Annotated in this window: 17 protein-coding genes; 14 read left to right on the forward strand and 3 right to left on the reverse strand. The window is 68.5% G+C overall.

Annotation, left to right across the window (positions count from 1 at the left end):
* The first annotated feature begins 10 nt into the window (after positions 1-10).
* The 6 genes from JHW45_RS05570 to JHW45_RS05595 all read left to right on the forward strand — a co-directional run bounded on the left by JHW45_RS05570 (position 11) and on the right by JHW45_RS05595 (position 7,559).
* Entirely contained in the window at positions 11-2,329 is a 2,319-nt protein-coding gene (locus JHW45_RS05570; protein ID WP_272859942.1) for a Tex family protein, read from the forward strand.
* 14 nt (positions 2,330-2,343) lie between these two features.
* Entirely contained in the window at positions 2,344-3,603 is a 1,260-nt protein-coding gene (locus tag JHW45_RS05575; RefSeq protein WP_272859943.1) for an AGE family epimerase/isomerase, read from the forward strand.
* A 112-nt stretch (positions 3,604-3,715) separates the two neighbouring features.
* Positions 3,716-4,504 carry a transglutaminase-like domain-containing protein gene (locus JHW45_RS05580; protein ID WP_272859944.1) on the forward strand — a complete coding sequence of 263 codons (789 nt, stop codon included), beginning with the start codon at positions 3,716-3,718 and terminating at the stop codon, positions 4,502-4,504.
* A gap of 111 nt (positions 4,505-4,615) precedes the next feature.
* Positions 4,616-5,608: a Bug family tripartite tricarboxylate transporter substrate binding protein gene (locus tag JHW45_RS05585; RefSeq protein ID WP_272859945.1), complete on the forward strand. Its 993-nt coding sequence runs from the start codon at positions 4,616-4,618 to the stop codon at positions 5,606-5,608.
* Positions 5,609-5,614: 6 nt separating this feature from the next.
* A complete protein-coding gene (locus tag JHW45_RS05590; RefSeq protein WP_272859946.1) occupies positions 5,615-6,058 on the forward strand; it encodes a tripartite tricarboxylate transporter TctB family protein in 444 nt (147 codons plus the stop codon).
* A 1-nt stretch (position 6,059) separates the two neighbouring features.
* On the forward strand, positions 6,060-7,559 hold the full coding sequence (locus tag JHW45_RS05595; RefSeq protein WP_272859947.1) for a tripartite tricarboxylate transporter permease: 1,500 nt from the start codon (positions 6,060-6,062) through the stop codon (positions 7,557-7,559).
* Here the strand turns inward: JHW45_RS05595 and cbiB are convergent.
* Both cbiB and JHW45_RS05605 read right to left on the reverse strand, forming a co-directional pair.
* Entirely contained in the window at positions 7,537-8,442 is a 906-nt protein-coding gene (cbiB, locus tag JHW45_RS05600) for an adenosylcobinamide-phosphate synthase CbiB (RefSeq protein WP_272859948.1), read from the reverse strand. The two genes, JHW45_RS05595 and cbiB, sit on opposite strands and share 23 nt — an antisense overlap.
* Positions 8,439-8,981, reverse strand: a complete 543-nt coding sequence (locus tag JHW45_RS05605) for a histidine phosphatase family protein (protein WP_272859949.1) — start codon at positions 8,979-8,981, stop codon at positions 8,439-8,441. Before JHW45_RS05605 ends, cbiB begins: the two co-directional genes overlap by 4 nt.
* 183 nt (positions 8,982-9,164) lie before the next feature.
* Here JHW45_RS05605 and JHW45_RS05610 point away from each other — a divergent pair, with 183 nt between their 5' ends.
* The 8 genes from JHW45_RS05610 to JHW45_RS05645 all read left to right on the forward strand — a co-directional run bounded on the left by JHW45_RS05610 (position 9,165) and on the right by JHW45_RS05645 (position 18,507).
* Positions 9,165-10,325, forward strand: a complete 1,161-nt coding sequence (locus tag JHW45_RS05610; protein WP_272859950.1) for an isovaleryl-CoA dehydrogenase — start codon at positions 9,165-9,167, stop codon at positions 10,323-10,325.
* Between the two features lie 137 nt (positions 10,326-10,462).
* Positions 10,463-11,989, forward strand: coding sequence for an AMP-binding protein (locus JHW45_RS05615; RefSeq protein ID WP_272859951.1), 1,527 nt, complete (start codon positions 10,463-10,465; stop codon positions 11,987-11,989).
* Positions 11,986-12,456, forward strand: coding sequence for a lysozyme inhibitor LprI family protein (locus JHW45_RS05620; RefSeq protein WP_272859952.1), 471 nt, complete (start codon positions 11,986-11,988; stop codon positions 12,454-12,456). The genes JHW45_RS05615 and JHW45_RS05620 overlap by 4 nt, the downstream gene beginning before the upstream one ends.
* A 127-nt stretch (positions 12,457-12,583) precedes the next feature.
* The gene (locus JHW45_RS05625; RefSeq protein ID WP_272859953.1) at positions 12,584-14,188 is read left to right on the forward strand and encodes a carboxyl transferase domain-containing protein; all 1,605 of its coding nucleotides are present in this window, start codon (positions 12,584-12,586) and stop codon (positions 14,186-14,188) included.
* Between the two features lie 61 nt (positions 14,189-14,249).
* Complete coding sequence (locus JHW45_RS05630) at positions 14,250-14,735, forward strand: O-acetyl-ADP-ribose deacetylase (RefSeq protein WP_272860555.1); 486 nt, start codon at positions 14,250-14,252, stop codon at positions 14,733-14,735.
* Between the two features lie 79 nt (positions 14,736-14,814).
* Positions 14,815-16,749 (forward strand): acetyl-CoA carboxylase biotin carboxylase subunit, encoded by a 1,935-nt coding sequence (locus JHW45_RS05635; protein WP_272859954.1) that lies wholly within the window; start codon positions 14,815-14,817, stop codon positions 16,747-16,749.
* An 84-nt stretch (positions 16,750-16,833) separates the two neighbouring features.
* Complete coding sequence (locus JHW45_RS05640; protein WP_272859955.1) at positions 16,834-17,685, forward strand: hydroxymethylglutaryl-CoA lyase; 852 nt, start codon at positions 16,834-16,836, stop codon at positions 17,683-17,685.
* 39 nt (positions 17,686-17,724) lie between these two features.
* Positions 17,725-18,507 carry a crotonase/enoyl-CoA hydratase family protein gene (locus JHW45_RS05645; protein WP_272860556.1) on the forward strand — a complete coding sequence of 261 codons (783 nt, stop codon included), beginning with the start codon at positions 17,725-17,727 and terminating at the stop codon, positions 18,505-18,507.
* A 4-nt stretch (positions 18,508-18,511) separates the two neighbouring features.
* On the opposite strand, the gene JHW45_RS05650 is transcribed toward JHW45_RS05645, so the two are convergent.
* Entirely contained in the window at positions 18,512-19,405 is an 894-nt protein-coding gene (locus JHW45_RS05650; RefSeq protein WP_272859956.1) for a DMT family transporter, read from the reverse strand.
* Positions 19,406-19,423: the final 18 nt, after the last annotated feature.

The raw sequence follows: 19,423 nt of genomic DNA on the forward strand, positions 1-19,423 counted from the left end.
AGAGGATCGCATGGACACCGCCCACCGCATCGCCCGCATCATTGCCACCGAAATCGACGCGCAGCCGGCGCAGGTCGCCGCCGCCACGGCGCTGCTGGACGGCGGCGCGACGGTGCCTTTCGTCGCCCGCTATCGCAAGGAGGCGACCGGCGGGCTTGACGACACGCAGCTGCGCAACCTGTCCGACCGGCTGACCTATCTGCGCGAGATGGAGGCGCGGCGCACGGCGATCCTGGGCGTGGTCCGCGATCAGGGCAAGCTGACCGACCACCTTGCGCGCGCCATCGCCGCGGCCGACACCAAGGCCGCGCTTGAGGACATCTATCTGCCGTTCAAGCCCAAGCGCCGCACCAAGGCCATGATCGCGCGCGAAAACGGGCTTGAACCGCTGCTGCGCGCGATCCTTGCCGACCGCGCCGCCGAACCCGCGGCGCTGGCGCGAACCTATCTCACCGACAAGGTTGCGGACGTGAAATCCGCACTGGAGGGCGCGCGCGACATCCTGGTCGAGGAACTGTCCGAAAACGCCGCGCTGCTTGGGCGTCTGCGGCAGTTCATGCAGGACGGGGCGTTCATCTCGGCCCGGGTGGTGTCCGGCAAGGAAGAGGCCGGGGCGAAGTTCAGCGACTATTTCGATCACCGCGAGAAATGGGCCGACATTCCGGCCCACCGCGCGCTGGCGATCCTGCGCGCCGCGCGGGAAGAGATCGTGACCATCGACATCGCGCCCGACCCCGACACCGGCGCCGCGCAGGCCGAAGGGATCGTGGCGCAGGCCATCGGCATTGCGGGCGAGGGGCCGGGCGATCATTGGCTGCGTCAGGTCGCGGGGTGGGCATGGCGCGTGCGTCTGTCGAACAGCATGTATATCGAATTGCTGAGCGATCTGCGCAAACGCGCCCATGACGAGGCGATCCACGTCTTCGGCCGCAATTTGCGGGATCTGCTGCTTGCCGCGCCGGCGGGGGCGAAGGTGACCATCGGTCTGGACCCGGGCATCCGCACCGGGGTCAAGATCGCCGCGATCGACGCCACCGGCAAGCTGGTCGAGACCGCGACGATCCATCCCTTCCAGCCCAGGAACGATCTGCGCGGGGCCGAATCCACCCTGCTGACGCTGATCGCGCGTCACGGCGCAGAACTGATCGCCATCGGCAACGGCACCGCCAGCCGCGAGACCGAACGACTGGTGACCGAGGTGCTGAAACGGCTGCCCAAGGGCACGACGGTGCCGAAGAAGGTGGTGGTGTCCGAGGCCGGAGCCTCGGTCTATTCGGCGTCGGAACAGGCGGCGAGGGAGTTTCCCGATCTGGACGTGTCGCTGCGCGGTGCGGTGTCGATTGCGCGGCGGTTGCAGGACCCGCTGGCCGAGCTGGTCAAGGTGCCGCCGGAAGCGATCGGCGTCGGGCAGTATCAGCACGACGTGGATCAACGGCAACTGGCCCGCAAGCTGGAGGCGGTGGTCGAGGATGCGGTTAACGCCGTCGGCGTCGATCTGAACACCGCCTCGGCCTCGCTGCTGGCGCATGTGGCGGGGCTGGGGCCGTCGCTGGCGGCCGCGATCGTGGCCCATCGCGATGCGACGGGCGCATTCCGGTCGCGGGCGGCGCTGAAGAAGGTGACGGGGCTGGGGCCGCGGGCGTTTCAGCAATGCGCGGGCTTTCTGCGCATCCGCCAGGGCGACGAGCCGCTGGACGAATCGGCCGTCCATCCCGAAGCCTATGGCGTGGCGCGCCGGATCGTGGCCGCCTGCGGGCGCGATCTGCGCCAGGTCATGGGCGACGCCGGCGCGCTGAAGGGCATCAGCGCCGAGAGGTTCGTGGACGAGAATTTCGGTTTGCCGACGATCCGCGACATCCTGTCCGAGCTGGAAAAACCCGGCCGCGACCCAAGGCCCGATTTCGTCACCGCCAGCTTTGCCGACGGCGTCGAAGAGATCGGCGATCTGCGGCCCGGCATGTCGCTGGAGGGCACGGTGACCAATGTCGCGGCCTTCGGCGCGTTCGTCGATATCGGCGTGCATCAGGACGGGCTGGTCCATGTCAGCCAGCTTGCCGACCGGTTTGTGAAGGACCCGACCGAGATCGTGAAGGTGGGCGATGTCGTCCGCGTCCGCGTGACCGAGGTCGATATCCCGCGCAAGCGTATCGGCCTGACCATGCGCAAGGATGGCGGCGCACAGGGCGGCCGCGCGCCGCACAAGGCGGCGGGGACGGCGCAACCCGGCAAGGCGGCGCGGCCCGCAAAACCCGGCGCACCCGCGCGCGGCAAGGGCGGCGGGCAGGGATCGTTCGGCGCCGCGTTGCAGGACGCGATGCGCAAACGGTAAGGGGGACGGGCGGAATGACCGAGAAACCGGGCAATCCGGACGCCTGCGGCCATTGGCTTGAGGATCCGGCCCATCGCGCCTTTCTGGTCCGCGACGCGCATCGCGCACTGGATTTCTTCGATGCCAGCCCGCGCGCGGCGGGCGGCTTTCACACGCTGGATAATGCCGGCCGGCCGCTGCCCTCCGCGTTGCAGGAACTGCACACGACGACGCGGCTGGTTCATTCCTATGCGCTGGCGCAGATTGCCGGGCGCGACGACCGGGCGGGGATCGTCGATCGCGGGATGGACTATCTGTGGCACGCGCATCGCGACCGGCGGTTCGGCGGCTATGTCTGGTCGCTTGACGGCGAGGGGGTGGCCGACGGAACCAAGCTGGCCTACGGCCATGTCTTCGTGCTGCTGGCCGCCGCCTCGGCGAAACTGGCCGGGCACCCGGACGCGGATCGCCTACTGGCCGATATTTCCGAGGTTCTCGACCGGCGTTTCTGGGACGACAGCGCCGGGCTTTTCCGGGATGAGTTCACGCGCGACTGGCAGCCCTTTTCGACCTATCGCGGGATGAACGCCAACATGCACGGGGCCGAGGCGCTGCTGGCCGCGCATGAGGCGACGGGCGAGGGTGAATACCTGTCGCGCGCGCGCCGCATCCTGGATTTCTTCATCGCCGGGCAGGCGGCTTTGCACGGCTGGCGGATTCCCGAACATTACGACGCCGACTGGCGACCCGATCACGGCTATTGCGGCAATCCGATGTTCCGGCCCGCCGGCACCACGCCCGGCCATTCGTTCGAGATGGCGCGCCTGCACCTGCAATGCTGGGACCAGTCGCAGCGACCGGGGGCCGAGGCGCCGGCCCAGGCGCGGGCATTGGTGGAGACCGCGCTGGCGGATGCGTGGGATTGCGACCGGGGCGGTCTGGCTTATACGCTGCACCTAGATGGGTCGGTCGATATCGGCACCCGCTTCTGGTGGCCGGTGACCGAAGCCATCGGCGCACTGGCCGCGCTGATCAAGCTGGACGGGCAGGCGGCGGACGAGGCGTGGTATCGCCGGATGTGGCAATTCGCCGACCGCTGCTTGATCGACCACGAAGCCGGCGGATGGTTTCCCGAAGCGGGCGCGGAAGACCGGCATGCTTCGGGACAGTTCACCGGCAAGCCCGACATCTATCACGCGTTGCAGGCCGATCTGTTCCCGTTGGTCCGCGGCTTGTCGCGGCCGGCGCGGGCGCTGGCCGATCTTTCGCCGCTGGCCGATCCGCAGCCGGGCTGAGGGTGGGCGCGGCGGCTGACGTCCCGTTCGCGTGTGCGGCCTACGCGGCGGGTTGCGCTGACCGCCACGCTCTGCGATCAGTCGGCGGTTCCCGGATTGATGGAGAGTGACGATGCGCATCAGTATCGATGTCGAACTGGATTATGCGCTGTCCGAACCCGGTCCCGCGATCCTGATGCTGGAGGCGGCGGGCGCCAGCGGTCAGGAACTGCACCGCACCTCGATCGATTTCGGCCCGGTCGACCGCTTTGCCCGCGTGCCGGGCGAGGAAGGGATCGGGGAACGCATCGTGCTGCGCGCACAGGACCGGATCACCTGCCGCTATTCCGCGCAGGTGTCGATCACCCGCGATTGTCCCGATCTGGACGCGCTTGCCGCCGACGAGGTGGACGAGATGCCGGGCGACGCGCTGCGCTATCTTCTGCCGTCGCGCTATTGCCAGGCCGAACGCTTTACCGCCTTCGCCAATCGCCGTTTCGGAGAGTTGCGGGGCGGACGCAAGGTCGCCGCGATACGCGCATGGGTCGAGGATCGGCTGGACTATGTGGCCGGGATCAGCACGCCCGACACCACCGCGGCGGATACGTTCCTGCAACGTCAGGGCGTGTGCCGCGATTACGCGCACATGATGATCGCGCTGTGCCGGGCCGCGCAGATCCCCGCCCGCATCGCCAGCGTCTATGCGCCCTCGGTCAACCCGCCGGATTTCCACGCCGTGGTCGAGGTCTATCTGCAGGGCGGCTGGCATCTGGTCGATCCGACCGGCATGGCGCGCGCCGATGAAATGGCGCTGGTCGCGGTGGGGCGCGACGCGACCGACGTGGCCTTCATGACGACGATGAGCTTTGCCCATATGCGCCGCCAGTCGGTGCAGGTCCGGCGCGATGCGGACGCGTCCTAAACCGCGCCGTTTCAGGACCTTGGCCCCAATACCGCATCCGGCGTGGCAGGTCGCTTGACCTTGACTGCGCGGGGCGCAAGACTGCCGCGCAATCGGATCATGGAGGATAAGATGGCCGCAACAGATCGCCGCAGCCTGCTGGCTGCCTCGGCGCTGGCAATGCTTGCGACAGGCATTCCGGCGCTGTCCGCCGCGCAGGATGCCGAATGGCCCAGCCAGCCGGTGCATGTCTATGTGGGCTTTCCCGCCGGGTCCTCGCCCGACGTGCTGGCGCGGCTGGTGACCGAACCGCTGGCCGAAAGGCTGGGCCAGCCGGTCGTGGTCGAGAACAAGCCCGGCGCGGGCGGGGTGATCGGCGTGCAGCAGATGCTGGCCGGTCAGCAAGACTATTCCTTCGGGACCACGATCAACGGTCCGCTGACGACCTCGCCCCGGCTGGTCGAGGATATCAGCTATGACGTCGAAACCGACATCGCGCCGGTGACGCTGATGGCGACCTCGCCTCTGGTTCTGGCGGTGTCGGCCGATGCCGCGCCCGACGATCTGGCCGGGTTCATTGAGGCCGCGGGCGCCGAACCCGGCGCGATCAGCTATGGCTCGGTCGGGCAGGGATCGGGCGCGCATCTGACGGCGGAACTGTTCGCGGACGCGGCCGGCATCGAGATGCTGCATATCCCCTTCACCAGCTATGCCGAGGTCACGACCTCGATCATCGGAGGAGAGATCGACGCGGGCTTCATGGCGCCTTCCGCAGCGCTGCCGCAGGTCGAGGCGGGCAAGATGAAGATCTTCGGCATCACCTCGCAGGAACCGTTCGCGCAGGTGCCCGACGTGCCGCCCATCGCCGGCAATGCCGGGATGCCGCAGGATTTCCGGGCCGAGCTGTGGAACGCCTTCATCGCGCCCGCCGGCACCGATCCCGCGATCGTCCAGCGGCTGAACGCCGAGGTGAACGAGATCCTGCAAGATCCGCAGGTGCGCGACCGGATGCTGGCCATGGGCTGGCAGGCGCAGGGCGGAACGCCCGAGGAACTGGCGCAGCGGATCGCGGACGACACCCGGGTCTGGGGCGACGTGCTGGACCGGATCGAAGACCGGCAGTAACGGGCGGTGCGGCGCGACTGGCACGATATCTGGGGCGGCGCGGCCATGGCCGGCATCGGTGCCGCCGTCGCGTTCTATGCGGCCGGCCAATACGATTTCGGCACGCTGCGCCGCATGGGGCCGGGGTTCTTTCCGACCGTGCTGGGCGTGCTGCTGGCCGGGCTGGGCCTGCTGATCGCGCTGCCCGCGTGGCGCCGCGCGGGCGAGGCGCGGCCCTTTGCCGCGCGCGAGGCGTTGGCGGTGCTGGCCGCCATCGCGCTGTTCGGTCTGGGGCTGCAACGTCTGGGGCTGATCCCGACCACCGCCGCCGCCGTCCTGACCGCCAGCCTGCCCGCCCCGCGCGGCGGCGTTCTGTGGCGGGTCGTGCTGGCGGCGGTCATCACCGCGCTGACCTGGCTGGTCTTCAAGCAGGGGTTGCAGATGACCATGCCGCTGTGGCCGCGGCTGTGACATGACGACGCTGGAAGGACTGGCCTACGGGCTTGGCGTGGCCCTGCGGCCCGACATCCTGATCTATTGCTTTCTGGGCGTGGCAATGGGCACGTTCATCGGTGTTCTGCCGGGGATCGGGGCGATGGCCGCGATCTCGCTGCTGCTGCCGATCACCTATTATATCAGCCCCGAGGCGGCGCTGATCATGCTGGGCGGCGTGTATTACGGCGCGCAATATGGCGGGGCGGTCGCCTCGATCCTGCTGCGCCTTCCGGGGACGCCGCAATCGGCGGTGACGACGCTGGACGGCTATCCGATGGCGCGGCAGGGGCGCGCGGGGGTGGCGCTGTTCGCGTCGATGGTGTCGTCGTTCTGCGGGTCGATGATCGGCATCGCGGTGCTGGTCCTGCTGGCCGGGTTCCTGTCGCGCGTCGCGACCAGCTTCGGCGCGGCCGATTATGCCGCGATGATGGTGCTGGGGCTTGTCGCCGCCTCGACCATCGGGTCGAAACGTCCCGCCAAGGCGTTCGCGATGGTCGTGCTGGGGCTGATCCTGGGATGCGTGGGAACCGATGTGAACAGCGGTGTGCAGCGTCTGACCTTCGGGCAGACCCAGCTTCTGGACGGGATCAATCTTGTGGCGCTGGCGATGGGGCTGTTCGGCGTGGCCGAGATCATCGGCAATATCCGCACCGCCGAACGCGAGGGCAGCCCGCCCCATGTCAGCCTGCGCCAGTTGCTGCCCACGCGCGACGATCTGCGCCGGATGCCCGGCCCGATCGCGCGCGGCGGCGCGTTGGGCAGTTTTTTCGGCGCATTGCCCGGCACCGGATCGACGATCTCCTCGTTTCTGTCCTATGCGATGGAACGTCGCATCGCGCGCCGTCCCGACCGCTTCGGCGAGGGCGCGATCGAAGGCGTGGCCGGTCCCGAGGCCGCCAACAACTCGGCCGCGATCTCGGCCTTCGTGCCGACGCTGACCCTGGGCATCCCCGGCGATCCGATCATGGCGCTGATGCTGGGGGCGCTGGTCATTCACGGCGTCCAGCCCGGCCCGCTGATGCTGGAGGCGCGGCCCGAGATGTTCTGGGGCCTGGTCGTCAGCTTCGGCATCGGCAACCTGATCCTGCTGATCCTGAACCTGCCGCTGATCGGCATCTGGGTGTCGATGCTGCGGATTCCGTTCTGCTGGCTTTACCCGGCCATCGTGGTGTTCGTCTGTCTTGGCGTCTATTCCGTGCGCGGCGCGGGGTTCGACATCGCCGCCGTCGCGGTGATCGGGGCGGCGGGCTATCTTCTGTCGCTGGCGCAGTTCAGCCCGGCGCTGCTGCTTCTGGGTTTCGTGCTGGGGCCGCTGATCGAGACCAATCTGCGCCGCGCCCTGCTGATTTCGCGCGGCGATCCGATGGTGTTTCTGGAACGCCCGATCTCGGCCGTGTTCGTCGTCGCGACGGCGGGGCTGATCGTCGCGTCGCTGTGGGGCGCGTGGCGGCGCATCAGACCAGCACCAGCAGGATAAGCCCCCCGGCCATCAGCCAAAGCGTGCGGCGATAGACGGCCAGCGCGCGGTCGATATCGGCGACGGCCGGATCGCGTGCGGCGGCGTTCAGCCACGGCTCGTCCGCGATGCGGTCGGCATAGACGCGCGGCCCCGACAGGCGCACGCCAAGCGCACCGGCCATCGCCGCCTCGGGCCATCCGGCGTTCGGCGACCGGTGCGCGCCCGCGTCGCGCCGTGCGACCGCCCATGCCGCGCCCCCGCAGACCGTCGCGATCAGCACCGCCGTCAGCCGCGCCGGCAGCCAGTTGGCCACGTCGTCCAGCCGCGCGGCGATGCGCCCGAATTCGCCGTGCCGCTCGGTGCGGTGGCCGATCATCGAATCCAGTGTGTTGATCGCCTTGTAGGCGGCGATGCCCGGCAACCCTGCCAGCAGCGCCCAGAACAGCGGCGCGATCACCCCGTCCGAGGCGTTCTCGGCCAGGCTTTCGATGCTGGCCCGCGCCAGCCCGGCCTCGTCCGCGCGGCTGACGTCGCGGCCGACGGTCATCGCCGTCGCCCGGCGCGCGGCGGCCAGATCGCCGGCCAGCAACGGTGTGGCGACCGCCCGGACATGATCGTGCAGCGACCGCGCCGCGACCAGCGGCCAGGCCAGCACCCCGGCGATCCAGCCGCCCAACGCCTCTTGCAGGATGGCGGCGGGGATCGTTGCGGCGGCGATGACCAGCAGGCTGGCCGCCGCGCCGCGCGCCACACGCGCCCGGCCCACGTTCAGCCGCGCATCAAGCGCCGCGATCAGCCGGCCCAGCCACGTCACCGGATGCCCGATCCGGCGGTAAACCGCATCCGGCCAGCCGATGGCCGCATCCAGCGCCAGTGCGATCAGCGCGATCAGCGGCGTCATGGCGCGGTGATGTTGACGGCCTCGACCGCCCAGTCCGCGCCGGCGCGGCGCAGGACGGTCAGCGACAGGGGCGCCACCGAAAAGGACAGCGCCGCAGGGCCGACCACCATCGACAGGGCGGCGCGCACCGTGCCGGCATGGCCGACGATCAGCGTATCCCGGGCCAGCCCCTGCAACAGGGGCAGGGTGCGCGCGACCAGGTCGTCGAAACTTTCGCCGCCCTCGGGACGGTGCCGGGCCAGTTCGGCGGGCGGCAGCCGGCCCAGATCGGGCAGCGCGTCATAGGCCAGCCCTTCCCACGCGCCGTAATCCTGTTCCCACAAGGCCGCGCTTGTGGCATCTGGCAGCAACTTCAGCGCCCCGGCCGTTTGCAGGCAGCGCCGCGCCGGGCTGCTGAGGACGTGCTGGACCGGGCCGATCCGCGCCCGCATCCAGTCGAACGCATCGACCGCGCTGCAATCGGCATCGACATCGGTTCGCCCCGCAAGGCATCCGTCGGTCAGCGGAACGGCATGGCGCAGGATCAGCAATCGGGTCACGGCGGGCGTTTGTCCCTTCGTCGGATGTTTGCGCGCGACCATGTCGCGGCGGCGGCGCAAGGGCAAGCCAAGGTTATTGACCCGAAAACCGTTCCAGCGCAGGGTTTGCTTGACGAACGGGATGCGGTCGCCGTAAAAGCGCGAAATGAACGTGCGTTCAATAAACCGGGAGGAGGTTTCGCGATGTTCACGCAGGGCATGGAGTTCGATCTGGGCGAGGACGTGAACGCGCTTCGCGACATGGTCCACCGTTGGGCGCAGGACCGCATCAAGCCCATCGCGGCCGAGGTGGATCGCAGCAACGAATTCCCAAACGATCTGTGGCCCGAGATGGGCGAGCTTGGCCTTCTGGGCATCACCGTCCCCGAGGAATGGGGCGGCAGCGGCATGGGCTATCTGGCGCACGTCATCGCGGTCGAGGAAATCGCCCGCGCCAGCGCCAGCGTCAGCCTGTCCTATGGCGCGCATTCGAATCTGTGCGTGAACCAGATCAAGCTGAACGGCACCGACGAACAGCGGGCGAAATACCTGCCCGATCTGTGCTCCGGCAAGGCCGTCGGCGCACTGGCCATGTCCGAGGAAGGCGCGGGCAGCGACGTGGTCGGCATGAAACTGCGGGCCGAGAAGAAGAATGACCGATTCGTGCTGAACGGCAACAAGTACTGGATCACCAACGCACCCGAGGCGCAGACGCTGGTCGTTTACGCCAAGACCGATCCGCAGGCCGGCAGCAAGGGGATCACCGCCTTCATCGTCGAACGCGGGATGAAGGGGTTCTCGACCTCGCCGCATTTCGACAAGCTGGGGATGCGCGGGTCTAACACGGGCGAATTGATCTTCGAGGATTGCGAGATCCCGTTCGAGAATATCCTGGGCGAGGAAGGCCGGGGCGTCCGGGTGCTGATGTCGGGGCTGGATTACGAACGCGTCGTGCTGTCGGGCATCGGCACCGGCATCATGGCCGCGTGCCTGGACGAGGTCATTCCCTATCTGAAGGAACGCAAGCAGTTCGGCCAGCCGATCGGGAATTTCCAGCTGATGCAGGGCAAGATTGCCGATATGTATGTCGCGCTGAACACGTCGCGCGCCTATCTCTATGACGTCGCGCGGGCCTGCGATGCGGGCAAGGTGACGCGGCAGGACGCGGCCGGCGCGGTGCTGTATTGCAGCGAACAGGCGATGGTGCAGTCGCATCAGGCGGTGCAGGCGCTTGGCGGGGCCGGGTTCCTGAACGACAGCGTCGTCAGCCGGCTGTTCCGCGACGCCAAGCTGATGGAGATCGGCGCCGGCACAAGCGAGATCCGGCGGATGCTGATCGGCCGCGAACTGATGGCGCTGGCCTGATTGCCGCGGGACCGCGCCATGATGCTGCGCCGCGCAACCCTGGCCGCCCTGCCGCCCGCCCTCGGAATTGCGGGCGACGCAACGGGCGTAGATTTGGCGTTGCGGAACGCGCGGCTGCCGAACGGAAAGGGCGGACCATGCTGACCGGCCATGATTACGACACGATGCGCGACAGGTTCCGGTGGGACCTGCCGGCGCAGTTGAACATGGCCGATCAGTGCCTGTCCCATGACGGCGCGCAGGTGGCGCTGATCGAATATGACGGCGCGCCCCATCCCGTCACCTTCGCCGAACTGGGCGCGATGACGGACCGGCTGGCCCACGCGCTTGCGGCGGCGCGCGGGGATCGGGTGGCGGTGCTGCGGACGCAGTCGACGTGGACCGCCGCCGCGCATCTGGCGATCTGGAAATCGGCCGCGATCTCGATCCCGCTGTTCAAGCTGTTCGGTCCCGAGGCGCTGGAATTGCGGCTGCGCGACGCAGGCGTCAGGACAGTGATCGCCGATCCGCAGGGCCGCGACATGCTGGCGGGCTTTCCCGATCTGCATGTGATCGTGCCCGAGGACGGGCTTGACGACGCGCCTTCCGTCCCGGCCCGCACGACCGGGCCCGAAGATCCTGCGGTCATCATCTATACCTCCGGCACGACCGGGCCGCCCAAGGGGGCGCTGCACGGCCATCGCGTGCTGACCGGCCATCTGCCCGGCGTCCAGATGAGCCACGATCTTCTGGGCCAGCCGGGCGACTGCCTGTGGACGCCCGCCGACTGGGCATGGATCGGCGGGCTGTTCGATGTGCTGATGCCGGGGCTTGCCCTGGGCGTGCCGGTGGTGGCCGCGCGGATGTCGAAATTCGACGCGCAGCAGGTGGCCGCGCTGATCGCCGATTGCGGCGTCCGGAACGTGTTCTTCCCGCCCACCGCGCTGAAGATGCTGAAGGCCGCCGATGTCTCGGTCCCCGGCCTGCGCAGCGTCGCCAGCGGCGGCGAGACCCTGGGCGCCGAGATCCTCGACTGGGGCCGGCGCGCCTTTGGCCTGACCATCAACGAATTCTACGGCCAGACCGAATGCAACATGGTCGCAAGCTCGGCCGCCTCGCTGTTTCCGCCGCGCCCCGGCGCCATCGGCAAGCCGGTTCCGGGCTTCGATGTCCGCGTGATCGACGAGGATGGCCAGCCCACCGACGACGAGGGCGACATCGCCATCCGCCGCGGCGCGGCCAGCATGATGACGGAATACTGGAAACGCCCCGACGACACCGCCCGCAAATTCCGCGGCGACTGGCTGGTGACGGGCGACCGGGGCGTGATCGAGGACGGCTATATCCGCTTTGTCGGCCGCGACGACGATGTCATCACCTCGGCCGGATACCGCATCGGCCCCTCCGAGATCGAGGATTGCCTGCTGAAACACCCGTCCGTCGCGCAGGTCGGCGTGGTCGGCAAGCCCGACAGGCTGCGCACCGAGATCGTCAAGGCCTATGTTGTGCTGCGCGAGGATGTCGAGCCGACCGACGAACTGGCGGCGGAACTTGCCGCGCATGCCCGGCGTCTTTGCGCCGCCCATTCCTATCCGCGTGAAATCGCGTTTCTGGACAGCCTGCCGATGACGGTGACAGGCAAGGTGATCCGGCGCGAACTGCGCAGGCTGGCGGAAAGCGAATGACGCGGATCGGTCTTTTTCTGGCGCTGGCGATCCTGCTGCCCGCCCCCCTTGCCGCGCAAGATGCGCAGGTGGATGCCGGCGCGGTCGCGGCCTGTTTCGCGGGCACAGAGTGCGGTGACGTCGATCCCGACTGCATCGGTGCGGCCGCGGAGGCCTGCCAGCAGACCCATCCGCAGGGCCAGACGACACTGGGGATCAGCGAATGCCTGATGGCCGAGGCCGGGGCGTGGGACGATCTGCTCAACCTCGAATACCGGCTGACCCGCGACGGTTTCACCGATCAGCCGGGCCTGCCCGACACTCTGCTTGCGGCGCAGCGGGCGTGGATCGCGCTGCGCGATGCCGATTGCGCGTTGGCCTATGACCGCTATGGCGGCGGCTCGATGCGGGTGATCGCGGCGGCGGATTGCCGGCTGCGCCACACGGCGCGGCGCGCGCTGGAACTGCGCGACATGCGGGGGATGTGATCATGCTGAGCCATGCCCGAACCTGTTGCCCGACCGGCCCGGCCCTGCCGGATCGCACACGGCTTTCCGCCCGAAAACGCCTGGCGGCGGCACATTGTCGCGCGCGCATGACTTCAAGGACGCACCTATGAAACTGAAAAGTCTCGCCTTGACCAATTCCGACGCGTTCCGCGCCAACCGCAAGGCGCATCTGGCGCTGCTGGACACCGCCCGACAGGCGGCCGAGGCGGCGGCGGCGGGCGGCGGGGCGCGCGCGATGGACCGTCATGTCGGCCGCGGCAAGATGCCGCCGCGCGAACGGGTGGCCAACCTGCTGGACCCCGGCTCGCCGTTTCTGGAAATCGGCGCGACCGCCGCCCATGACATGTATGAGGGCGCGGCCCCCGGCGCGGGCGTGATCGCGGGGGTGGGGCGCGTGCACGGTCAGGACGTGATGGTCGTGGCCAACGATGCCACCGTGAAGGGCGGCACCTATTACCCGATGACCGTCAAGAAACATCTGCGCGCGCAGGAAATCGCCGAACAGTGCAATCTGCCCTGCGTCTATCTGGTCGATTCCGGCGGCGCCAACCTGCCCCAGCAGGACGAGGTGTTTCCCGACCGCGACCATTTCGGCCGCATCTTCTTCAATCAGGCGCAGATGTCGGCCAAGGGCATCCCGCAGATCGCGGTGGTGATGGGGTCGTGCACCGCCGGCGGCGCCTATGTGCCCGCCATGTCGGATGTGACGATCATCGTGCGCAATCAGGGCACGATCTTCCTGGCCGGCCCGCCTCTGGTCAAGGCCGCGACCGGCGAGGTGGTGACGGCCGAGGATCTGGGCGGCGGCGACGTCCATACCCGCCTGTCCGGCGTCGCGGATTACCTGGCCGAGGACGATGCCCACGCACTGGCCCAGGCGCGGCGCACGATTGCGAACCTGAACCGGCGCATGCCCGACACGGTCGTCTGGCAGACCCCGGAACCTCCGGCCTACGACCCCGACGAGATCCTGGGCGTGGTGCCCGCCGATCTGCGCACCCCCTATGACATCCGCGAGGTGATCGCCCGCACCGTCGATGCCAGCCGCTTCGACGAATTCAAGGCGCGCTTCGGCGAAACGCTGGTCACGGGGTTTGCCCATGTCGAGGGTTGCCCCGTCGGCATCGTGGCCAATAACGGCGTGCTGTTTTCGGAAGCCGCGCAAAAGGGCGCGCATTTCATCGAACTGTGCAGCCAGCGCGGCATCCCGCTGATCTTTCTGCAGAACATCACCGGCTTCATGGTCGGCCGCAAATACGAGAACGAGGGCATCGCCCGCCACGGCGCCAAGATGGTCACGGCCGTCGCCACGACCAGCGTGCCCAAGATCACCATGCTGGTCGGCGGCAGCTTTGGCGCCGGCAATTACGGCATGGCCGGCCGCGCCTATTCGCCGCGCTTCCTGTGGACCTGGCCCAACAGCCGCATCAGCGTGATGGGAGGCGAACAGGCGGCGGGCGTGCTGGCCACGGTGAAACGCGACGGCATGGAACGCGCGGGCGAGACCTGGACGGCCGAGGCCGAGGCCGAGTTCAAGCGCCCCACCATCGAGATGTTCGACCGCCAGTCCCACCCGCTTTACGCCTCGGCGCGGCTGTGGGACGATGGCATCGTCGATCCCCGCAAGACCCGCGATGTGCTGGCACTCAGCCTGCGCGCCTCGCTGAACGCGCCCATCCAGCCGACGCGCTTCGGCGTCTTCCGGATGTGAGGATGCAGATGATGTATGCCTCCGGCGGGGATATTTGGACACCGAAGATGCAGAGGGCGGCATGATCCGGGTCTGGCAGGGCGACATCACCACGCTGAAGGTGGACGCCATCGTGAACGCGGCCAACGAGACGCTTCTGGGCGGCGGCGGCGTCGACGGCGCCATCCACCGCGCCGCGGGTCCCGGCCTGCTGGCCGAATGCCGCAGGATCGGCGGCTGTCCGACGGGTGAGGCGCGGATCACCGGCGGCCACGATCTGCCCGCACGCCACGTGATCCATACGGTCGGGCCGGTCTGGCGCGGCGGCGATGCGGACGAGGACGCGCTTCTGGCGTCAGCCTATCGCAACAGCCTTCAGCTTGCTCGCGACCACGGGCTGACATCCATCGCCTTCCCCGCCATCTCGACCGGCGTCTATGGATTCCCGCCGGACCGCGCCGCCCGGATCGCCGTCACGACCATCGCGGAACACGGCGACGATCTCGATGTCACATTGGTGGCATATGACGACAAGGCCGCCGCCATCCTTGCGGATGCGCTGCCATGATGTCTTCGGTGTTCAAATATCCCACGGGGGTCCGGGGGTGTGAAACCCCCGGCCTTTCCCATTGCAAGCAGGGGCTGCCATGTTCCAGAAGATCCTGATCGCCAATCGCGGCGAAATCGCCTGCCGCGTCATCGACAGCTGCCGCCGCCTTGGCGTGGCGACGGTCGCGGTGTTCTCGGACGCGGACCGGGCGGCGCGGCATGTGGCGATGGCGGACGAGGCCGTGCATCTGGGCGGCGCCGCACCCTCGGACAGCTATCTTCGGGGCGACGCGATCATCGCGGCGGCGCAGTCTACCGGCGCGCAAGCCATCCATCCGGGCTATGGTTTCCTGTCCGAAAATCCCGATTTCGTGCAGGCGGTCGAGGCGGCCGGGCTGGTCTTCATCGGTCCGTCGCCGCAGGCGATCCGGGCCATGGGGCTGAAAGACGCCGCGAAGGCGCTGATGGAAGAGGCCGGGGTGCCGGTCGTGCCCGGCTATCACGGCGAAAACCAGGACCCGGACCACCTTGCGTCCGAGGCCGAGGGAATCGGCTATCCGGTGCTGATCAAGGCCGTCGCGGGCGGCGGCGGCAAGGGGATGCGCCGTGTCGACGATCCGGCGGATTTCGCCGACGCGCTGGCCTCGGCCCAGTCCGAGGCCCGAAACGCCTTTGGCAACGCCGCCGTGCTGATCGAGAAATACATCCTGCGCCCGCGCCATATCGAGGTTCAGGTCTTCGGTGACGGCGATCGGGCGGTGCATCTGTTCGAACGCGACTGTTCGCTTCAGCGCCGGCACCAGAAGGTCATCGAAGAGGCGCCGGCCCCCGGCATGACGCCCGAGATGCGCAAGGTCATGGGCGCCGCCGCGGTCAGGGCGGCCGAAGCCATCGGCTACAAGGGCGCGGGCACGATCGAATTCATCGTCGATGGCAGCAAGGGTCTGCGCAAGGACGGGTTCTGGTTCATGGAGATGAACACCCGGCTTCAGGTCGAACACCCCGTGACCGAGGCGATCACCGGCGTCGATCTGGTCGAATGGCAGTTGCGCGTCGCATCGGGCGAGAAGCTGCCGGCGAAACAGGAAGATCTGCACATCACCGGCCACGCCTTCGAGGCGCGTCTGTATGCCGAGGATGTGCCGGCCGGATTCCTGCCCGCGACCGGGCGGCTGGCGCATCTGGCCTTTCCCGACGGCGCGCGGATCGAGACCGGCGTGCGGCAGGGCGACACAATCAGCCCGTGGTACGACCCGATGATTGCCAAGATCGTCACGCACGGCCCCACCCGCGCCGTCGCGTTGCGCGCGCTGGAGGCCGCACTGGTCGATACCGAGGTGGCGGGGTCGGTCACCAACCTGGATTTCCTGATCGCGCTGACTCGGCACGACGGTTTTCGCAACGGCGATGTCGATACTGGCCTGATCGCGCGCGATCTGGACGATCTGGTCGCCGCCGCCGAACCCGATCCGCGCGCCCGGGCGCTGGCCGTGGTGGGGCTGGCCGGTCTGGCCGATCCGTCGGTTACCGGCGGCATGACGCTGTGGCAGCCGCTGCGCCGCACGATTGCCTGGGATGGCGGCGAGGCGGTGCTGGAGGTTCTGGGCCCCGGTGCCGCGCGGGTGACGATGGACGACACGGCCTACGAGGTGCGCTGGCAGGGCGACCGCTGGTGGGTCGATGACGGGCTGCGCCGCAACCGCATCGTGCGGCATGAGGCCGGCATCAGCGTCTTTGGCGGGCGTCCCGTCACGCTTGTGCCGCTGGACCCGCTGGCGCGCGATTCGGCGGCGGCGGGCGGCGACGCGCTCAGCCTGTCGCCGATGCCGGGGCTGGTGAAATCGGTCCATGTCACCGCCGGCCAGCAGGTCAAGGCCGGAGACCGGCTGGCGGTGCTGGAGGCGATGAAGATGGAACACAGCCTGACCGCTGCGCGCGACGGGGTCGTGGCCGAGGTCCTGGCCGCCGCGGGCGATCAGGTCGAGGCCGGCGCGCCCCTGATCCGCCTTGAGGAGGAAGAGGAGGCCGCATGATCCGCCCGCATCACGTTCCGGTCTCGCGCCGGCTTCGCACGCGCGCGGGCGGCATCCACAGTCAGGTTTTCCATGAGGTTGCCGATGCCTGAGACTGTCGAGATCTTCGAGATGGGTCCGCGCGACGGGCTTCAGAACGAAAAGCGTCTGATCCCCGCGCAGGACAAGATCGCACTGGTCGATCTGCTGTCGCAGGCCGGTTTTCGCCGGATCGAGGTGACCAGTTTCGTGTCGCCGAAATGGGTGCCGCAGATGGCCGATGCGGCGCAGGTGATGGCCGGGATCGAACGGGTGCCCGGCATCAGCTATGCGGTGCTGACCCCGAACATGAAGGGGTATGAAGCGGCAAAGGCCGCGCGGGCCAGCGAGGTCGCGATCTTCGCCAGTGCCTCGGAAGGGTTCAGCAAGGCCAATCTGAACGCGACCATCGCCGAAAGCCTTGCGCGGCTGGCGCCGGTGGCGCAGGCGGCGCAGGCCGACGGCATCCCGGTGCGCGGCTATGTCAGCGTCGTCACCGATTGCCCGTTCGACGGGTCGACGCCGCCGGGAAACGTGGCCCGCGTCGTCGCCGCGCTGCGCGACATGGGCTGTTATGAGATCAGCCTGGGCGACACGATCGGGCAGGGAACGCCCGAGTCCATCGACGCCATGCTGTCGGCGGTTCTGGACGAAGTCCCGCCCGGGCGGCTGGCCGGTCATTATCACGACACCGCCGGACGCGCGCTTGACAATGTCGACGCCAGTCTGGCGCGCGGTTTGCGCGTCTTCGATGCGGCGGTCGGCGGGCTGGGCGGCTGCCCCTATGCGCCCGGCGCCAAGGGCAATGTCGCGACGGAAAAGGTGGCGCGGCATCTGAAGGCAGCGGGACACGAGACGGGGCTGGACATGGGCGTCGTGCAGCAGGCGGCGGAATTGGCGCAACGACTGAGAGGGTGACGAATTTTCGCAGAAGATTCGCGCAGGAAAAGGATGGCGATGTTCGAAACGATCCGGATCGAGACCGACAGCCGCGGTGTGGCCACGCTGTGGCTTGCGCGCGGCCAGAAACACAACGCCCTGTCACAGACAATGATGGAGGAGGTGACGCACGCCGCCCGCGCACTGGGCGATGATCCCGCCGTGCGCGTCGTGGTGCTGGCGGCCGAGGGCGCCAGTTTCTGCGCCGGCGGCGATCTGGCGTGGATGAAGGCGCAGATGGGGGCCGATGCCGCGACACGGCGGGCCGGGGCGCGTATTCTGGCGGGGATGCTGTCAGCGCTGAACACCCTGCCCAAGCCGCTGATCGGACGGGTTCACGGCAACGCCTTTGGCGGCGGGGTCGGGATGATGGCGGTGTGCGACATCGCCCTGGTCGCAACTGACGCCAAGTTCGGCCTGACCGAGGTGAGGCTGGGCCTGATCCCGGCGACAATAGGCCCCTATGTTCTGGCCCGGATGGGAGAGGACAAGGCGCGGCGGGTCTATTTCTCGGCCCGGATCTTCGGCGCGGCCGAGGCTGTGGCGCTGAACCTGGCCGCGCGCACGGTCGAGGGCGGCGATCTGGACGCGGCGGTCGAGGCCGAGGTGTCGCCGTTCCTGCAGGGCGCGCCCGGTGCCATCGCCGCCGCCAAGGCGCAATGCCGCGCCTTGGGCCCGGTGATCGACGAGGCGGTGATCGAGGACAGCATCGACCGGCTGGTGGCCGCATGGGAAGGCGACGAGGCACCCGAGGGCATCGCCGCATTCTTCGACAAGCGCAAGCCGCGCTGGCAAAGCTGACGCCTTAACGCGGCCGCGCCTCGGCCCGGATATTGATCCAGTTGCCGGTCAGGATGAGCGCCGCGCCCAGGATGATCGCAAGGCCGACAGGCTCGTCATAGAACAGCAGCCCGATCAGCGCGGCGACCGGCAGGCGCAGGAAATCGAACGGCATGACCACGGTGGCCGGCGCGACGCTGAGCGCGTTGGCGATGCAGAAATGCGCGCAAAGCCCCGCCGCGCCGATCAGCGCCACCCACGGCCATGCCGCCGCCGACGGAAACGCCACGCTGCCGTCGATGCCGGCACCGACGAACCCGAACACGGTCTGCATGACCGTCATCCAGAACATGATGCACAGGATATGGGTCATGCCGGTCAGCCGTTTGGTCACGATGTAGGTAAGCGCGAACCCGATTGCGGCCACCGCCGCCGCGACCAGCCCGGGCGACAGCGGCGTGACGCCGGGCTGCGCGACCAGCAGGATACCGATGAAACCCAGAAACGCGGACAGGACCCGGGCGCGCGTCAGCCTTTCGTCCAGAAACAGCGGCGACAGCAGCAGCGCCCACAGGGGAGAGCTGAACTCCAGCGCGAAGACCTGCGCCAAGGGGATCGAGGCAATGGCAAAGAACCACAGGTTCTGTGCGGTGAAGTGCGCAAGGTTGCGGCCCAGATGCAGCAGCGGGTGGCGAAAATCCACCACGTGCCAGCGCCGGCGCAGGGTCAGGACCGACACCACGATCAGCACGCCCACGATGGACCGCCACGCCATGATCTCGAACGTGTCCAGCTCCAGCGACACGGCCCGCCCGGCCACCGCCATCGATGTGAACGAGGCGACGGCCCCGATCATCCAGATCGCCGCGATCAGCGGCTTGCTGTCCTGATGGGGCATGTCCGATGCGGTTGTGGTCATGGTCTGCCTCGACGATCC

Origin of the sequence: Paracoccus stylophorae (genome assembly GCF_028553765.1) — a bacterium.
In the GTDB taxonomy this organism is placed as follows: Bacteria; Pseudomonadota; Alphaproteobacteria; order Rhodobacterales; family Rhodobacteraceae; genus Paracoccus; species Paracoccus stylophorae.